Origin of the sequence: Neopusillimonas aromaticivorans (assembly GCF_030344915.1) — a bacterium.
In the GTDB taxonomy this organism is placed as follows: domain Bacteria; phylum Pseudomonadota; class Gammaproteobacteria; order Burkholderiales; family Burkholderiaceae_B; genus Neopusillimonas; species Neopusillimonas aromaticivorans.
The window spans coordinates 2720421-2737194 of record NZ_CP128233.1 but is presented as its reverse complement, the minus strand read 5'-3'; the positions used below and the strand labels follow the sequence as shown (position 1 = coordinate 2737194).

Here is a 16774-nt window from a genome sequence, read left to right as displayed (position 1 = left end):
ACGCCGGGTAGGCTTTGGCGCTTGCCTGGCGTTGTTACAAAGTTTTTTTGCTGCCCCCTAAAGCTTGTTTCGATGATGCCGTTAACGGTTGTATAAAGGCCATCAGCAGCGTCGGCAAGTGTATCAGGTCGGGCGGTGCAAGCAGATCAATAGGAGCATTCCATGTCTGTCATCAACACGAATTATCTTGCTCTGGTTTCCCAGAACAACCTCACCAAGTCTCAAGGTGCGCTGGGCAGCGCCATCGAACGTCTGTCTTCCGGCCTGCGCATCAACAGTGCCAAAGACGACGCCGCCGGCCAAGCCATCGCCAACCGTTTTACGTCCAACATCAAGGGTCTGATCCAGGCTGCCCGTAACGCCAACGACGGTATCTCCATCGCTCAGACCACCGAAGGCGCGCTGAACGAAATCAACAACAACCTGCAACGCGTTCGCGAACTGTCGGTTCAAGCCGCCAACGGCTCGAACTCGGGTTCCGACCTGCGTTCCATCCAGGCTGAAATCAACCAGCGCCTGGAAGAAATCGACCGCGTGTCGGAACAAACCCAGTTCAACGGCGTGCGCGTGCTGTCCAAAGACAACGGCCTGACCATCCAGGTTGGTGCGCACGACAAGGAAACCATTGATATTGGCCTGAAGCAGATCGATAGTGGCACGCTGAAGCTGAACGAATTCAGCATTGCTGGTCCTAAGACAACTACGACAGCGTATGCCAATGCAACCGGAAAGCTGTTCAAAGATAATAACGATGCTGTCATTGTTGACGGGAAAGTTACCCTGGATAACGGCGCTGCTGGCAAGATCTCGATCGATGGAACCAGCGTAGCCGCTACTCTGCATACTGACACCGACGGCAATTTGTTTGTCCATGTTGCTAAAGCCGCTGTCCCTGCCAGCGTCGGTGCAACCAAGGACATGTTCTATGCAGTAGAAGCCAAAGATTTCGCAATTACCACCGATGCGATTCCGGCAAACTCTACGGCCAAGTTGAATCTCAGTATCAGCGCCAGCGAGCTTTCCTACGCAAACAGTGCAAGCCCCTTGGCAGAGCTGGATTCTGCCTTGTCACAGGTTGACCAGCTTCGTGGCGAGCTGGGTGCGGTACAGAACCGTTTCCAATCCACCATTGCCAACCTGAACAATACGGTCACCAACCTGTCTGCCGCCCGTTCGCGTATTGAAGACGCCGACTACGCAGTCGAAGTCTCCAACATGACACGCGCGCAGATTCTGCAACAGGCTGGCACCTCGGTTCTGGCGCAAGCCAACCAGGTTCCCCAGACTGTGCTGTCGCTGCTGCGTTAATTTCCGCGTCGATGTCGGCTCTTCGCTTACGAGGAGTTGGTTCGGTATGCTAAGAAGCCGCCAATCCTGGCAACGGGGTTGGCGGTTTTGTATGTACAACCAGTTAGCAACGAAAAGTCGGCTTTGTTCGAGTTTTAGACTACCACGGCACGCGTTACCCTATAGTGCGTTCAAATCGTAGTAAATGTCTTTTATGCTTCGTTAGGAGTTCCTTACGTAAGCATCGTTTCCTCCGCAGGAGCATGAATTGAGTACAGACCGTGGATCTCCCGGCACCCTTGACGCCGACCTTCAACTGGCTAACCAGGAAATCAGTGAAGCCTACGATAAACGGGTGTATACATCGAACGCTTTCCCGTTTTCTTCGCCCGGGCATTTGCGTGCTGCTGCGCATTTATTCGGCCTGGAAACCGTTCCGCTGGAAAGCGCCCGAGTATTGGAATTGGGGTGTGCTGGAGGCGGTAATCTGCTGCCATTTGCGTTGGCCTACCCAAAAGCACATGTGGTCGGTCTAGACCTGTCTTCTGTACAGGTAAAGCAGGGGCAGGAAGTCGTGCAAGCGCTGCGGGTGCAGAATTTGCATCTGCACGCTATGAGTCTGACAGACATCACGCCAGAATTTGGGCAGTTCGATTACATCATTGCCCACGGAGTGTTCAGCTGGGTACCGCCTGAAGTCCGCGAAGCCATGCTGCGCATCCTGCGAGAAAACCTTACCCCTCATGGCGTGGGCTATATCAGCTACAACACCTACCCAGGCTGGAAGGCGGGTGATATCGTGCGCGACGCTATGCTGCTGCATAGTCATAGTTCGCAAACTGACGAAGACAAACTTGCCAGCGCCAAGGCCGTGCTGAATCTGCTTTCGGAAGGCATTGCGTCAAGCAACCCTTGGCGCCTTCTTTGCGCGCTGCCGTGGGCCAGTTGCGCCAGCATTCCGACTACTACATCGCCCACGAGTACTTGGAAACTTTCAATAACCCCTGCTACCTGCTGGAATTCGTCAATATGGCGGATCAGCACGGGTTGACTCATGTAGGCGACGCCGAACCTCACGTTGAAATGTCCGTTACTTTTGGGCAGAACGTACAGCTCAACCATAGCCTTGTGGCCTTGGGGCAGCCGCGTGAAATGCGTCAGCAGTACCTAGACTTTGCGGTGGGTCGTAATTTCCGCAAGAGCATGTTGGTCCACCAAGCAAGAGCGGGCGAAGTAACCGTAAGCCCTGACATGGAGCGTCTGGCCGACCTGCGCTGGGCAGGTCACTTTACGGAAGTTGAATCTCCCGCTGAGGCACCCAAAGATAGCGTTGCCCTGCGCAATCATAAGAACCGGCTGGTGCAAACCAGCGACACTGCTGTACTGGCCGTTATGCGCACGCTCACAGCCGTGTGGCCGGCCAGCATGGACTTCCAGACCTTGCTCGTACAGACACGCCCGGAACTGGAAGATGCAGAAGACGACGAAGCAGCACGGAAAAAGCTGCTTGAGGCCCTGCAGACGTTATTCCGTTTGAACTTCTTGCGTTTTACGCTTGACCTTTCCGCCTACGAAACGCAAGAGGCCATAGAACAAGACGCCCCGGCGTTGATACCCGGTTTTTCGCATATATATCAGCAACGGAAAAATCCAGAGTTCGGTGTCGGTACTTTTAACCTATGGCACGAAGCAGTGAACTTGCAGCTCAAAGAAGCGGAAGCCTTCGTACTACACAGTATTGATGGCAATCGTAACCGAAAGCAATTGGCGACCTTGCTGCGCGATGCTCTGCATCGTGGCGATGTGCCTTATGTCGATGGAAAGTTCCTGAAGGGGCAGCGCAATCTTGATTCCCTGGCAGACAAAGTTGTAGGAAAACTTTTGGGCCTGCTGAAACAGCAAGGGGTTTTGTTTTAGGGAAGTTGTGCGGCTGTAGAAGCTGTCGGAACTACTGCATTTATTCTTACTTCAGGCGTGATTTCGCCCCTAAATAGACAGTTAGCTAGCACCCTCAGCGAACAAATCTACGGCCTGCGCAACGGCCTGCTGGAACTCGGCCTGGCCCGCAGCAATATCCGCAGAAAGGAAATCATTTCCACCATAATATGGGAAGACACCCTGGTCGCCATCGTACCAAAGGGCCACCCCACATTGCGCTATCGCCGCATCCCCTGGATGAACGTAAGCATCCGCCGAACACACATTGAATCGTAAGTGCGCCATAAACCCCATGGTTCTGTGCTGTACGGGTAGACGATATAGTTTTGATTCTCAGAGATTGGATTTGCGCAGTAGCTCCGGCGAGACGTTCCACCGTTGATTGTCGTCCGTGCAAACGCTTACCGTCTTTTTATTCAACCGCAGGACCGTGCCATGTTTCTCTGTACCGTCGCTGGCTGTGAAGCAGATCCGGTCGCCCTGGGCGAAGCGGGCCAACTGCACCGTGCTTCTGGCCTGCGCGAGCAGGTTCAGCCGTTCGACCACCATGCGGTTCAGGTACACCAGATCGGCTTCACTCATATGGCGCAATGCCTCGGTGAACAACTCACGATCCAGAAGGGTTTTATTATTCGTCATGCCTGTCGGGAAGCGTTCCCACCGTTACGCTTGTCTCAGTGTGTCGTCCACCGGTATCCCCTCAACGGCCTCTACCGCCAGGGTTTCCAGATCCAGGTTCCACGGCAAAAGCGCTTCGTACTCATCCGCCGTCTTGGCATGGGGCAACTCCCGCAGCACTTTTCGCAGCCACGTATAGGGTTCGCGCCCATTGGCCTTGGCCGTTTCCACCAACGAGTAGATCAAGGCGCTGGCCTGTGCGCCGGCCGGGCTCTCGCTGAACAACCAGGCTTTTCGTCCCACCACGAAGGGGCGGATGGCGTTCTCGCAGCGGTTGTTGTCGATCGGCAGATCGCCACGTTCGACGTAGCGCGTCAGCTTGCTCCAGTATTTGGTCGTCCCTGAAATATTCATTTTAGCGGTTATTTGTGCGTTTCATGCCGCCAAGAGCCACAGCTTCCGAACGCCAAGACTGTCATTCAAGCGGTCACCAGGCCGGCTCGCGGCCAAGGCCGGCCAGAACCGGCGTGGCATCGTGCCTTTCGCGAGGCACAAAAAATCGCCCTCAGGAAGGGCACGCCCTTCTTGGCGATCATGCGCAGCAGCCATTTGATGTTGTAGCCCGCCGCGCACAACACTGCGTGCAGCCGGTCGCCGTATTCGCCCTTCAAGTGACAGCGGTCCATCCGGTGATCTGCCTTCAGGTGTCCGATGATCGGCTCGATGGCCTGGCGGCGCTTGAGCTGCCGTCTTTCCTGTGCCGTCAAGCGCTTGGGCTTGCCCCGGTGCACTACGCGTACACCAGGATTGTCGGCATCGACGCCCCGGTAGCCCAGATCAACAAAGACCGTTTCAGGCGCTGCGGCACAGTCCTGCATGAGAATGGTGGCCTGCTCCAGTTGGGAACTCAGCGTGTGGCCATCATACGGATTGCGATGAAACGCCCGAGCCCCCACAATCAGGTTGCCTTTGAAGGTGCTGGCAATGCCCACCTTCACGCCAAACTCGTAAGGCCGGCGCGCCTTGCCCTTGCTGATGCAGTCCACCTCCGGGGCGTGCCAGGCATACAGCTTGGGCTGGCCATCGATGGCTTTGCGCTGGGCGCTCTGAGCCCCAATACGCTGCGCCTTTCCCAAGACCTCGTCCAGTGCCTCGCGAACCGCCTGACCGATCGCGTTGGCTTTGCGGTCGATCTCGCGGGCCAGCCGCCCAACGATGGTTCGCTGACGTTTGATTGCCCGGCGCATCCGCTTGAACTGGCGCGCATGAGCGAAGCGCCCGGCCTGGCGGCTCAGTTGCTCGCCCTCCTTGGCGAAGGTCTGCTTCAGCGCAATGCCGGCACCCTTGGCCGCTTCCACCAGCTTGATGCGTGCCGTCTCCAGTAGCCGACTGTCCGTCGGGTGGGCGATGGCCTTCTCCTGCACCGTGCTGTCCACAATCACCCGGCTCAGCTCCTGGGGCTTGATCAGCTTGAGCTCAACGGCCACGTTGATCGTCTGCGCCAGCAATTCTTCGACGCCGTCTTCGCCCAGCAGCTTACGGAACTTCACCAGGGTGGTGGCGTCGCACGGTTGGCGATCCTCGTAGTAGCTCTGCCCCGAGAAAAACTGCCAGCGTGGTGTGTCCGCCCAGCGCTGGACCACACCTTCGTCGGACTCATTGAAGGCGTGCTTCAGGTACAGCAACGAAATCATCACCCGCAGCGGTACACGCGGGCGACCGGCCTTGCTGGCCAAGACCTTGCGCTGAGGCTTCTCGCCAAAGAGATCCAGATCGGGCATGGCTTCCCCTTCGTGCGCCTTGCGCACGAATCGGTGCGCCACCGCCGCTTCGATCTCCTGCCACGGCATGCGCGAGGCCAGCACCGCCAGCGGGTGGCGCAGGTCGATCATCTGGTCAATGCGGGCACGGAAGAAGTCATCGGTGGCGGGGCAGGCGAACATGGCAGTAAAACTCCCAGAAAACAACCGTCATTGGACAACAAACTGGGAGTTCCGGGTATCCGATAAACCCCCAACCACCAATGTTTATGCGGGTCACGGGGATTTTTCAGGGACGACTATTTGTCCAGGTAAGCCAGTGCCTTGCCCAGGGCCAAGCTGGGCACCACCTGCGGGCGGGTCTTGTCCAGCCAGTCACGCAATTGCGCCAGAACCGGCACGCTCTGGGCCTGGCGGGCGGCGTAGCGTTGTGCATCGGTCGCGTCCTTGAGTTCACGTTCGATACCGTACAGCTTGCCAATCAGCGTGATCGCCTCATCGGCCCGGCTGCGTTTGCCCTTGCCCTGCGCCTTGATGGCATCGACGAAGCCCCGGCGTGCATGCGCCCAGCACACCAGGTGTTCAACGCCATCGCCTCGGCCCACCGCGTTGTAGCACCTCGTAGCCATCGGTCATCAGATGACCACGCCAGCCTTCGAGCAGACGCAGCGGCACCTGCCCGGAACGGCTCGCGTCGTAGTCATAGATCACCACCGGCCTGTCGGGCGGCCCGCCCGTCTGCACCCACATGTACGAGTTCGAACTGGCCGCTTTACCCGGCTCCCTCAACACCTGTACCGTGGTCTCGTCCATATGAATGATCGGGCTGGCCAGCAGATGGTCGCGCAGCAGATTGTGCAGGGGCTGCAAGGCCCGCGCCGAGCCGATTACCCACCGTGCCAGCGTCTGGCGCGGCACTGTGACACCGCGGAACGTGTCAACCTCATTTGAACCACTTTCTTAAAAATTAAATTACTTTCGCTATTGCCCGTGGCAGGGTCGGGAAGTTGACGCCTTTTTCAAGGGTGGCTGGGTCGGCATCCTCCGGGACGGGGTTGATGCACACTTCAACCGGCGGCATCCGCACCGTGGGACGACCTTGGGTAAAGCGTTCAGGATGGCGCTCATACATCGCATCGAGCGCTGCCTGCCTGACCTGAGCGATTTCAAGGTATTCACCACTGAACACCTGGTACGGCGTAAAACCTGCCAGCGCGCTATGATGATGTTGGTGGCTGTACCACTGCGTATAGTCATCGCACCAGCGCAGGGCATGACCATAGTTGTCAAAGCGGCGCGGATAGTCGGGCTGATATTTCATGGTTTTGAACTGGGACTCGCTCATGGCATTGTCATTGCTCACCCGTGGACGGCTATGACTGGCCGTAATGGCCAGTTCACCCAGCAGATCCAGATAGCAATGCGCCGTCATAGGCACACCGCGGTCCTGGTGCAACGTCAGGCTGTTCGGTGCAATACCGTAGCGTTCGTACGCCTGCTCGATCAGTTGGCTCGACAGGACACTGTTCTCCTTGCGCGACAGCATCCAGGCCACGATGTGACGACTGAACAAGTCCATCACAACATACAGTGACAGATACTCGCCACGGCGCTGTGTCGGCAGTTTGGCAATGTCCCAGGTCCAGACCTGATTGGGCGCGGTTGCCAGCAAACGCGGTATCGGTTGCGGACTGCGTGGTCGCTGTGGCCGACGTTCGCCGTTAAGCCCCTCTTCACGCATCAGCCGATGCATGGTAGACACGGAACACAGGTACGTGCCCTGTTGCAAGAGGTCGTAATACACCTGCGCCGGGGTTGATCCTGGTAGTGATCGCTGGTCAAAACCTGCACCACCTGCGTACGTTCCGCCTCGCTTAACGCGCGGGGTTGTTGAGCCGGGCGGCGCGGGTGGCGATGCGGGCTGACCGGGCCACAAAACCGGGCACGAGCACGGGCGGCACGCAGGGTGTTACGGCACAGGTTCAACGCGTCACAGGCCTGACGTTCTGAAACATGCGCTGGCAGTTGGCCGTCAATGAGCAAGCTCATAAGGCGCTCTGTTCGAAGCTCTCGAGCATCGCCAAGGCTTTTTTGGAGCATAAGGCAACCATCTTTCATGGCGATCTGCTTGCGCAGTCGCTCGTTTTCTTTCTCCAGTTGGGCAATACGCTGGTGATCGGGATTTTCGTGGAGGCGGGGCCAGGCGCGGACTTGGCCAGACCTGCAACCCCTTGATCGGCAAACTCACGACGCCACTGCGCGAGCTGATTTGAATAGAGCTTTTCCCGGCGCAGCAGGTCACCCAATTCACCGTGCTGACAGGCGTCAGCCTGTTGCAGGATGGACAACTTGTAGTCTGCCGTAAAGACACGGCGGGTACGCTTTTCCAGCGCGGGGTTGGGCTCAACCTTGGACTCAATGACGGTGGCTGGCTTTGGCATGTTCACTCTCCTGACGACCCTGATTTGTATGTTATCTGCAAAACAAGTGGTTCAGGCTAATGTTGACACACAGGGAGCCCGTTAAAGGCCCATGATGAAATGACTGCTAATGGCTGCCGATCCCAGCCATTTACTGCACCAACTGTAACAAATTGATATGACTTGATCTACCATCCGTCCCTCTGCTCGCTCCTCACCACTCTTGGCTTCCATCACCCCACACACCCAATCCGGTCATCCTCAAATTCACATTTCCCGCAGCATCTACCCCCATTCCTGACCACCATAGCGTCATGACCACTACGGCATGACGCTATGCGTTTCTTTCTCGCTCCCTTTCTTTTCTGGCTGTTGCAGCCATGAATGCCGCCCAACTGACCGCCTTCCAGGCTAATGGCGGCTTTACGCCGTCTGTGCTGGCTACGGCCCTGGTGGGGCTGGTGTTCGCCCTGGTGTTGCTATGGGGCGTGTGGGCGATTCGCACGGCTTATAGCGGCTGGGCAGAGAACCGCCTGTCATCGCGCCAGTTCATGGGCGTGCTGGTGCGTGTGGCCGTTATGTACGTGGTGCTGAGTTTTTTCCTTTTGTCCTGATTCAGATTACCCAAGGAGACTGGCATGCTGCCTCAGCTTTCTATTCGTTCACTTCGTTCTGTTCGTCCTTCCCGGCCTGTATTGATTGCCAGTCCAGGGAAATCCGGGACAGACCACGGTTTTCCGGTTTTCAGTGAGATCCCGCAGAACGGGTTGTCGCTGCTACGTTAATCCGCAAGCTCGGCAACTGCTCCTCGGTGGCATTACGGAGAGCAGGTTTGGTAGCAAGACTAGCCACCAACCCAGGCAATGGGATTGGTTGTTTTCAGTATCTGGAATACATGTCGGGCGGTAACCACGGATGCAAACGACCACATTCATGTCATGACCGAACTCGATGCGCTGCAGCAGCAGGTGGCCAGCACGATACGGCGATTTGAAGCGGCTGGCGTGACCGCCATCATGAAAGACGACTATGTGGCCTTGCATGTTCTGGAACACCGCATCATGGAAATGCGTCTTACGCACGCTCGCACCATTGAAGCGCACCAGCGTGCGACAGACGCATAAATACCTGACATTCGAGCTTGTCCGGTATACCCGGGAAAAGCCGTTACCCTATGGTTCCGGCGGAACCCGCCATCGACATTCGTTACGCCCGCAGGAGCCCACGCTTGAACACCGAACACACCGCCGCCCTTGATCTTGACGACGCCACGCAGCAGGCGAATCAGGAAATCACCGAAGCCTACGACAAGCGGGTCTATACCTCGAACGCCTTCCCGTTTTCTTCGCCCGGCCATCTACGCGCCGCCGCGCATCTGTACGGCCTGGAATCCGTGCCGCTGGAAAACGCCCGGGTGCTGGAATTGGGCTGCGCCGGGGGCGGCAACCTGCTGCCGTTTGCGCTGGCCTACCCGCAGGCGCATGTGGTGGGCATCGACCTGTCTTCCGTGCAGGTCAACCAGGGGCTGGAAGTCGTGCAGGCCCTGGGCGTGCAGAACCTGCATCTACACGCCATGAGCCTGACGGACATCACACCGGAATTCGGCCAGTTTGATTACATCATCGCGCATGGCGTGTTCAGCTGGGTGCCGCCCGAAGTGCGCGAAGCCATGCTGCGTATTTTGCGCGATAACCTGTCGCCCAATGGCATCGGCTACATCAGCTACAACACCTATCCTGGCTGGAAGGCGGGCGACATCGTGCGCGATGCCATGCTGCTGCACAGCCATAGCGCACAGAACGACGACGACAAGCTGGCTGCGGCCAAAGCCATGCTGAATCTGCTGTCGGAAGGCATTGCGGGCAGCAACCCGCTGGCGCCCTCGCTGCGTGGCGCCGTGGCCCAGGTACGCAAGCATTCCGACTACTACATCGCGCACGAATACCTGGAAACCTTCAACAACCCCTGCTATCTGCTGGAATTCGTCAATCTGGCCGACCAGTACGGGCTGACGCAAGTGGGCGATGCCGACCCGCATGTGGAAATGGCAGTCACCTACGGCCAGAATGTGCAACTGAACCATAGTCTGGTGGCGCTGGGCCAGCCCCGCGAAATGCGCCAGCAGTATCTGGACTTCGCCGTGGGCCGTAATTTCCGCAAGAGCCTGGTGGTTCATCAGACCCGCGCCGATCAAGTGCTGGTGGTGCCCGACATGGAACGCCTGGCCGACTTGCGCTGGGCCGGGCAGTTCACCGAAGTGGAACCGGATGCCAACGCCCCCAAGGGTCGTGTATCGTTCCGTAGCTACAAGAACCGGCCTCTGCATACTAATGACGCTGCGGTGTTGGCGGTGGTTCGATCCTTGTCTGCGGCATGGCCTGCCAGCCTGAGTTTCGACAGCCTGTTGGAACGGGTGCGCCCAGAACTGACAGGCGTGCAAGACGATGCCGCTGCCCGCAAGAAGGTACTGGATGCCGTACAGACCCTGTTCCGCCTGAACAGCCTGCGCTACACGCTGGAAGCGTCGCCGTATGATGCCGCTGATGCTACCGGGCAAGATACGCCCGTCCTGATTCCCGGCTTTGCGCATGTACACCAGCGGCGCGTTGACCCTGAATTTGGCGTTGGCACTTTCAACCTGTGGCACGACACCATCAACATCCGTTTTCAAGACGCCGAAGCCCTGGTGCTGAAGCACATCGACGGCCAGCGCAGCCGCAAGCAACTGGCGACCGTGCTGCGCGATGCCTTGAACCGGGGGATGTCGTGTCTACCGATGGGAAGTCGCTGAAAGGTCAGCGGAATCTGGATGCGGTGGCGAATAAGATCGTGGGTAAGCTGTTGGGGCTGCTGAAACGGCAGGGGGTGTTGGTGTAGGGGGCTTTTGGCCTGACCGCCCATCAAAGAACGCCAGTCGTGACAAAGAGGCTGGCGTTTTCTGTCCATAAGCAGGTCAAGGAAGATCGATGCCTGCCCCCCCCGGTTTTACCTGAAGTTTAAACGGATGCAAGCATCGTCGAATCAAGGCGTCAAAGGAAGATAATGCGCTCAATGGAGCGCTTACACCACACTGATCCCGCCGCTACACTTGGCACTGATTATCAACAACGACTTGTAAGTTAAGAAAATTACAAAACTAACGAGTCGATCCTGATTTATTCATTTTCGCCGACGAAGCCGTTGTTGACGGCTCTCAGTCCGCTGGCAGCCGCCGTCCTCACGCAGTCAGACAGGGCATTTGTTGAACACCAACACGGCGATTTGAAGCGGCAGGCGTGACCGCCATCATGAAAGACGACTATGTGGCCTTGCATGTTCTGGAGCACCGCGTCATGGAAATGCGTCTTGCGCAGATGAAATTCGGTGCAAACCACGATTTTCTACCTCGATAATCAAAAATCGACTGCACCACCAATCAACAGCGCCAAATCCGTTCACTGCACCTCCACCAGAAGGTCTGGATGTTTATCCAGCAACTTGAAAAGATTGATTACGGCAGGCATCGGTTGCGCTTCGCCCCGCTCGTAGCGACCAAAGGCGTTGTGTCCGCCCCCGGTCAGCTTGGCCGCCTGGTGTTGGGTCAAGCCAAGTTTTTTACGCACACGAACAAGCATCTTTTTTCTTCTTCTCGCCGCGCCAGAATCCAGGCATCGCTTGCCTCGACATAGCGCGCCTGGCTTTTGTGGTCGAAATACACCTCGCCGCAACTGTCGCAGCGATTACCAGAAAGCCCATGCACTTTCTTGTCGCTGCCGATGATGAAGGTTTCGCCCGTGAAGGCTGTGAATGTCTTGCCGCCGCACCCGCCGCAGAGTTTCGGTTTCATGGTCATGGTTACCTTTCCTTGAATTGAATCACAATGCGCTCAGCCACTTCGGTCAGCTTGATGTAGGCAATCTGCCCCGTTGGACAGGTGCCGTGGTACACGTCCTGCCAGACGCGATGATTGTTGTGGGTCGTCATGGATTTGTAGAAATCGTGACGGCCCAAGCCGGTGATGACAGACAACATGTCCGCAACCGTCAGACCCATTGCCCTGCCGCCAGCAATGGCCGTTTGTGTGAAGGCGTCGCGTCCAGCAACGGCGATCTTGGCTTGCAGGACAGCTAAAGGGTAGTGTGGTCTGCTTTTCTCCATGCTTTAATTTAACCCTTTAAGGGTTAAATGGCAATCCTGCCCTGCGCCGTGAACTTTTCAATGCCTGCCCTTACCGCATGATCGGCGTTCTACTGTAGTGCCACCTACCGTCCGTCTACGAGTATGAGCAAAAAATCCCGCATTATTCCGGGCTTTTGCCATCGTGGATAAGCGTTACCCTGTTGCTCTATCGGGAAGATTCGCCGCATGGCTCTCAAACAAGGCCGCAGCATCCCCCCACCTTCTGGAGCCCACGCTTGAACACCGAACACACCGCCGCCCTTGATCTTGACGATGCCACGCAGCAGGCCAATCAGGAAATCACCGAAGCCTACGACAAGCGGGTATACACGTCCAACGCCTTCCCGTTTTCTTCGCCTGGGCATTTGCGCGCCGCCGCGCATTTATACGGCCTGGAATCCGTGCCCTGGAAAACGCCCGGGTGCTGGAACTAGGCTGCGCCGGGGGCGGCAACCTGCTTCCCTTTGCGCTGGCTTACCCGCAAGCCCATGTGGTGGGGGTGGACCTGTCTTCCGTGCAGGTCAACCAGGGGCTGGAAGTCGTGCAGGCCCTGGGCGTGCAGAACCTGCATCTACACGCCATGAGCCTGACGGACATCACTCCGGAATTCGGCCAGTTTGATTACATCATCGCGCATGGCGTGTTCAGCTGGGTGCCGCCCGAAGTGCGCGAAGCCATGCTGCGTATCTTGCGCGACAATCTGGCCCCCAACGGCATCGGCTACATCAGCTACAACACCTATCCTGGCTGGAAAGCGGGCGACATCGTGCGCGATGCCATGCTGCTGCACAGCCATAGCGCACAGAACGAAGACGACAAGCTGGCTGCGGCCAAAGCCATGCTGAATCTGCTGTCGGAAGGCATTGCGGGCAGCAACCCGCTGGCGCCCTCGCTGCGTGGCGCCGTGGCCCAGGTACGCAAGCATTCCGACTACTACATCGCGCACGAATACCTGGAAACCTTCAACAACCCCTGCTATCTGCTGGAATTCGTCAATCTGGCCGACCAGTACGGGCTGACGCAAGTGGGCGATGCCGACCCGCATGTGGAAATGGCAGTCACCTACGGCCAGAATGTGCAACTGAACCATAGTCTGGTGGCGCTGGGCCAGCCCCGCGAAATGCGCCAGCAGTATCTGGACTTCGCCGTGGGGCGTAATTTCCGCAAGAGCCTGGTGGTTCATCAGACCCGCGCTGATCAAGTGCTGGTAGTGCCCGACATGGAACGCCTGGCCGACTTGCGCTGGGCCGGGCAGTTCACCGAAGTGGAACCGGATGCCAACGCCCCCAAGGGTCGTGTATCGTTCCGTAGCTACAAGAACCAGCCTCTGCATACTAATGACGCTGCGGTGTTGGCGGTGGTTCGATCCTTGTCTGCGGCATGGCCTGCCAGCCTGAGTTTCGACAGCCTGTTGGAACGGGTGCGCCCAGAACTGACAGGCGTGCAAGACGATGCCGCTGCCCGCAAGAAGGTACTGGATGCCGTACAGACCCTGTTCCGCCTGAACAGCCTGCGCTACACGCTGGAAGCGTCGCCGTATGATGCCGCTGATGCTACCGGGCAAGATACGCCCGCCCTGATTCCCGGCTTTGCGCATGTACACCAGCGGCGTGCTGATCCTGAATTCGGTGTGGGTACTTTCAACCTGTGGCACGACACCATCAACATCCGTTTTCAAGACGCTGAAGCCCTGGTGCTGAAGCACATCGACGGCCAGCGCACCCGCAAGCAACTGGCGACCGTGCTGCGCGACGCCCTGAACCGGGGGTGTCGTGTCTACCGATGGGAAGTCGCTGAAAGGTCAGCGGAATCTGGATGCGGTGGCGAATAAGATCGTGGGTAAGCTGTTGGGGCTGCTGAAACGGCAGGGGGTGTTGGTGTAGGGGGTGGTGTGCTCTTGCCTGCCAAGGCAGCCACGCCTTGGCGGATACCGCAAGTGATGCCAGATCATGCAATTGCTGACATCGGAATAAACATTGGAGAAGGCGCGGGCGTTTTTTCACCTTCCAGCAAATGGAATCCCAGCTTCTGGTAAAAAGCAATAGCGCCTGGATCGGCATCGAGATAGAGCCCATAGCTGCCAACATGCCGGGCACCCATTTTGGCAACATCAAAGGCATGATTCATTAGTTTTTCGCCCAAACCCTGCCGGGCGTCACCCTGATGGACGCCCAGCATAACCAGGCGCACACAGGGGATGATCTTGGGCAATGATCCTAACTGCAGCGTCGATAATGCTGATAGAGGTATGGCGTGACTGGCAATCGTGTAAAAACCCACAAAACGGTCGGCACCGCGGTCTTGTTCCAGGATTGCATAGGCAATGCTCACTCCCTGCCGTACCTGTTTTTTCAGGGAGTCTTGAACGAATTTGTTGATCTGGTGTTGACCACAATCAAACTGCCGGTATCCGGTATATTTCGCGTCGGGATCGAAGCGAGCAATAAAAAACTCATTCCCGCACTTCCAAGCGGGGCTTGTTGCGGAGTTTTTTCATGGCCGGGGTAGGTGCTGGCGGGTCTTGCAGCAGATGGGCGAGCCGAACCTGCCCTTCTGCCGAGAGTTGGATGGAACCATGATCCCGAAGCACTGCGCGTGCTTTTTCCATCGCTGATGCGAGCATGAATGAAGACACATCGACACCGTCAAGCAGTGCAGCCTTGCTCAAAAGCTCCTTGGCTTCCTTTGTCGTCTTCAGTTCCATACGCGCGTTTTTAAGAGTCAATGCGCTCATGTCGAATCTCCTTGGGTGAAAACAAATTATACGGCTATTGGCCGTATTTTTAAAGAAAATCATCCTTGGTAGTAACCTCGCAGGATCCTGTGCGTAAGGGGGCTGCGTTATGGGGTTGCGTCATGGGGTCAGACACGATTCCCCTTCAAGTCGCACCAACGCAATGACTCGTCTCATCCTGCATCCACAATCCGGTCAAGCCAAGATTCACATTTCCCGCAGCATCCAGCCCCGTTCCTGACCACCATAACGCCATGATGGCGGTGGGCGCTATGCTGCTGGTGATCGGCATCTGGCTGCTGACCCAGGCCACCGAGATTCTGTAAGCGAGGCGGCAATGGTTCATTCCTACGGATCGCAGGGTGACGGCACCGTGACCTTTCTGCCGCACCGCCTGAACCGCCAGCCAGTGGTGGGTGAGCCGTCAAGTTCCATGGCTCGCCCCTGGGTGGGCGGGCATGCGCTGGCCATGACCGAACCCGAAGAAAAAGCCGAACGCTTCCGACTGATGCAGGCACACGGCATCACCGAACTGCAAGCCGCGCTGAAGGTAGCCGATGAAATCGACCGCAAGCGCAGCACCAATACCATCCCGCGTCCAAAGGCCGACTACGCCGAAGAAGACGGCATTATTCCCCAGGCCATCAACATACTTGAGGAACGCATGTTCACACGCGGCCCCCAGCTATCCAGCCCCACAACCGTCAGCAACTATTTTCAAATGAAGCTCATGGACGAACCCAATGAAGTCTTCGCAGTCGCCTTCCTCGACGGCGCCTTTCAGGTCATCGCCTACGAACACATGTTCAACGGCACCGTCAACAGCACCAGCGTCTACCCCCGTGTCGTACTGACGAGGTGCCTGGAGCTTTCCGCAAGTGCCATCTTGGTCGCGCACAATCACCCCTCAGGACTCACCACCCCCAGCGAGGCTGACAAGGCACTGACCAAGGCATTGCAAAACGCCTTGCAACTCCTGGACATTCGTCTGCTCGACCACTTCATCATCGGCAAAGGAAAACCGTTTTCGTTTGCTGAGAATGGGTTGATGTGAGTGGGGATTTTTCTGAACCCCCGTGGAGCCTTGGGCTTCGCGGGGACTGCATTCGACCCTGAGCCGACATGCAGAAAAAAGCTGCAAAGCAGTCGCTATGCTATTTTTTAGTAGCGTTTGGTAGCTGCATTGCACCTTTCATCTGCCGTTGGGTCGAACCCGGCAACCAAGTCCACTCGCCTACGTTAGCCCATCTCTTGAATTGAAGAATTTCACCCCCAGTTACATCAAGCCATATGGCCGAACTACGGAAAGGGATCGCGCAATGTTCTTCAAACTTACAGGGACAGCCTTACAGGCTGCACAAATATCGATTGCCCGTTACTGTCTTCAACTGGAAGGGCAATCTGGGGCTATCGACATCGTACATGTTGTAAAAAACATTAACGATGAGTATCGCTTGGTGCCAGAGAAGGCACTCGATGCGTTGATAAATGACATTTCATATGCCTACGCTTACCTCAAGAACCAGCAACTGGAAGAGATGTCGAGGGCTGGCTACTGGAAATTTAAAGCTCTTTCGCCATTCGAAGCAAAACAACAACTTGATGATGAGTTAGGGGCCTTGGGCGCTTAAATCTGAATTCTCTTAGTGCTGTGTCACTTCGGTGGCGCAGCACTTTTTCATGGATTGCGTCGGGGTGCGCCCTTTGGCTCTTGAGTGTCTGTTTCTTGTCTCCGTCAGCGGCAGCTCCTGGCCGCTATGGAGAGCTTTGCATAGCGGCCACTATGCGCAGATTGCAACTATGCGCATGTGGTCGGACGCGGACTGAGTTTTGGTAGGATTGGCGCGGCGCATGTCAAG

Annotated in this window: 21 protein-coding genes and 1 pseudogene; 11 read left to right on the top strand and 11 right to left on the bottom strand. The window is 57.0% G+C overall.

Annotated elements, in window-relative coordinates:
- The first annotated feature begins 162 nt into the window (after positions 1–162).
- The 4 genes from N7E01_RS15105 to N7E01_RS15090 all read left to right on the top strand — a co-directional run bounded on the left by N7E01_RS15105 (position 163) and on the right by N7E01_RS15090 (position 3501).
- A complete protein-coding gene (locus N7E01_RS15105) occupies positions 163–1308 on the top strand; it encodes a FliC/FljB family flagellin (RefSeq protein ID WP_289173467.1) in 1146 nt (381 codons plus the stop codon).
- Positions 1309–1555: 247 nt separating this feature from the next.
- The gene (locus N7E01_RS15100; protein ID WP_289173466.1) at positions 1556–2338 is read left to right on the top strand and encodes a class I SAM-dependent methyltransferase; all 783 of its coding nucleotides are present in this window, start codon (positions 1556–1558) and stop codon (positions 2336–2338) included.
- Positions 2272–3204: a methyltransferase regulatory domain-containing protein gene (locus N7E01_RS15095; RefSeq protein ID WP_289173465.1), complete on the top strand. Its 933-nt coding sequence runs from the start codon at positions 2272–2274 to the stop codon at positions 3202–3204. Before N7E01_RS15100 ends, N7E01_RS15095 begins: the two co-directional genes overlap by 67 nt.
- A 57-nt stretch (positions 3205–3261) precedes the next feature.
- Complete coding sequence (locus N7E01_RS15090) at positions 3262–3501, top strand: type 2 periplasmic-binding domain-containing protein (RefSeq protein WP_289173464.1); 240 nt, start codon at positions 3262–3264, stop codon at positions 3499–3501.
- Between the two features lie 57 nt (positions 3502–3558).
- On the opposite strand, the gene N7E01_RS15085 is transcribed toward N7E01_RS15090, so the two are convergent.
- The 6 genes and pseudogenes from N7E01_RS15085 to N7E01_RS15060 all read right to left on the bottom strand — a co-directional run bounded on the left by N7E01_RS15085 (position 3559) and on the right by N7E01_RS15060 (position 8044).
- Positions 3559–3864 (bottom strand): hypothetical protein, encoded by a 306-nt coding sequence (locus N7E01_RS15085; protein ID WP_289173463.1) that lies wholly within the window; start codon positions 3862–3864, stop codon positions 3559–3561.
- A gap of 24 nt (positions 3865–3888) precedes the next feature.
- Positions 3889–4251, bottom strand: a complete 363-nt coding sequence (locus N7E01_RS15080) for a transposase domain-containing protein (protein ID WP_289175830.1) — start codon at positions 4249–4251, stop codon at positions 3889–3891.
- A gap of 71 nt (positions 4252–4322) precedes the next feature.
- Positions 4323–5786 carry an IS5 family transposase gene (locus N7E01_RS15075; RefSeq protein WP_350494874.1) on the bottom strand — a complete coding sequence of 488 codons (1464 nt, stop codon included), beginning with the start codon at positions 5784–5786 and terminating at the stop codon, positions 4323–4325.
- Between the two features lie 125 nt (positions 5787–5911).
- Positions 5912–6530, bottom strand: a pseudogene (gene tnpC, locus N7E01_RS15070) (IS66 family transposase); the annotation flags it as partial.
- A gap of 40 nt (positions 6531–6570) precedes the next feature.
- Positions 6571–7407, bottom strand: coding sequence for an IS3 family transposase (locus tag N7E01_RS15065; RefSeq protein ID WP_289173462.1), 837 nt, complete (start codon positions 7405–7407; stop codon positions 6571–6573).
- A 310-nt stretch (positions 7408–7717) separates the two neighbouring features.
- Positions 7718–8044, bottom strand: a complete 327-nt coding sequence (locus N7E01_RS15060) for a hypothetical protein (protein ID WP_289173461.1) — start codon at positions 8042–8044, stop codon at positions 7718–7720.
- A 359-nt stretch (positions 8045–8403) separates the two neighbouring features.
- Here N7E01_RS15060 and N7E01_RS15055 point away from each other — a divergent pair, with 359 nt between their 5' ends.
- The 3 genes from N7E01_RS15055 to N7E01_RS15045 all read left to right on the top strand — a co-directional run bounded on the left by N7E01_RS15055 (position 8404) and on the right by N7E01_RS15045 (position 10814).
- Positions 8404–8637 (top strand): TIGR03758 family integrating conjugative element protein, encoded by a 234-nt coding sequence (locus tag N7E01_RS15055; protein ID WP_289173460.1) that lies wholly within the window; start codon positions 8404–8406, stop codon positions 8635–8637.
- Positions 8638–8961: 324 nt separating this feature from the next.
- Positions 8962–9147 carry a hypothetical protein gene (locus N7E01_RS15050; protein ID WP_289173459.1) on the top strand — a complete coding sequence of 62 codons (186 nt, stop codon included), beginning with the start codon at positions 8962–8964 and terminating at the stop codon, positions 9145–9147.
- 104 nt (positions 9148–9251) lie between these two features.
- Positions 9252–10814, top strand: a complete 1563-nt coding sequence (locus N7E01_RS15045; RefSeq protein ID WP_289173458.1) for a methyltransferase regulatory domain-containing protein — start codon at positions 9252–9254, stop codon at positions 10812–10814.
- A gap of 643 nt (positions 10815–11457) precedes the next feature.
- On the opposite strand, the gene N7E01_RS15040 is transcribed toward N7E01_RS15045, so the two are convergent.
- The 3 genes from N7E01_RS15040 to N7E01_RS15030 are packed head-to-tail and all read right to left on the bottom strand — an operon-like array spanning position 11458 to position 12160.
- Positions 11458–11607, bottom strand: coding sequence for a type II toxin-antitoxin system MqsA family antitoxin (locus N7E01_RS15040; RefSeq protein ID WP_289173457.1), 150 nt, complete (start codon positions 11605–11607; stop codon positions 11458–11460).
- Positions 11604–11855, bottom strand: a complete 252-nt coding sequence (locus N7E01_RS15035) for a hypothetical protein (protein WP_289173456.1) — start codon at positions 11853–11855, stop codon at positions 11604–11606. Before N7E01_RS15035 ends, N7E01_RS15040 begins: the two co-directional genes overlap by 4 nt.
- 2 nt (positions 11856–11857) lie before the next feature.
- On the bottom strand, positions 11858–12160 hold the full coding sequence (locus N7E01_RS15030) for a type II toxin-antitoxin system MqsR family toxin (RefSeq protein ID WP_289173455.1): 303 nt from the start codon (positions 12158–12160) through the stop codon (positions 11858–11860).
- 257 nt (positions 12161–12417) lie between these two features.
- Here N7E01_RS15030 and N7E01_RS15025 point away from each other — a divergent pair, with 257 nt between their 5' ends.
- Together N7E01_RS15025 and N7E01_RS15020 are read left to right on the top strand one after the other, a co-directional pair.
- On the top strand, positions 12418–12615 hold the full coding sequence (locus N7E01_RS15025; RefSeq protein ID WP_289173454.1) for a hypothetical protein: 198 nt from the start codon (positions 12418–12420) through the stop codon (positions 12613–12615).
- Positions 12603–14012, top strand: a complete 1410-nt coding sequence (locus tag N7E01_RS15020; protein ID WP_289173453.1) for a methyltransferase regulatory domain-containing protein — start codon at positions 12603–12605, stop codon at positions 14010–14012. The genes N7E01_RS15025 and N7E01_RS15020 overlap by 13 nt, the downstream gene beginning before the upstream one ends.
- A gap of 116 nt (positions 14013–14128) precedes the next feature.
- Here N7E01_RS15020 and N7E01_RS15015 read toward each other — a convergent pair whose 3' ends face one another.
- Together N7E01_RS15015 and N7E01_RS15010 are read right to left on the bottom strand one after the other, a co-directional pair.
- Positions 14129–14461, bottom strand: coding sequence for a GNAT family N-acetyltransferase (locus N7E01_RS15015; RefSeq protein WP_289173452.1), 333 nt, complete (start codon positions 14459–14461; stop codon positions 14129–14131).
- Positions 14462–14633: 172 nt separating this feature from the next.
- A complete protein-coding gene (locus tag N7E01_RS15010; RefSeq protein WP_289173451.1) occupies positions 14634–14915 on the bottom strand; it encodes a type II toxin-antitoxin system TacA family antitoxin in 282 nt (93 codons plus the stop codon).
- A 562-nt stretch (positions 14916–15477) separates the two neighbouring features.
- Between N7E01_RS15010 and N7E01_RS15005 the strand changes: the two genes are divergently transcribed.
- The gene (locus tag N7E01_RS15005; RefSeq protein ID WP_289175829.1) at positions 15478–15969 is read left to right on the top strand and encodes a JAB domain-containing protein; all 492 of its coding nucleotides are present in this window, start codon (positions 15478–15480) and stop codon (positions 15967–15969) included.
- Positions 15970–16234: 265 nt separating this feature from the next.
- Entirely contained in the window at positions 16235–16546 is a 312-nt protein-coding gene (locus tag N7E01_RS15000; RefSeq protein WP_289173450.1) for a hypothetical protein, read from the top strand.
- Positions 16547–16774 lie beyond the last annotated feature (228 nt).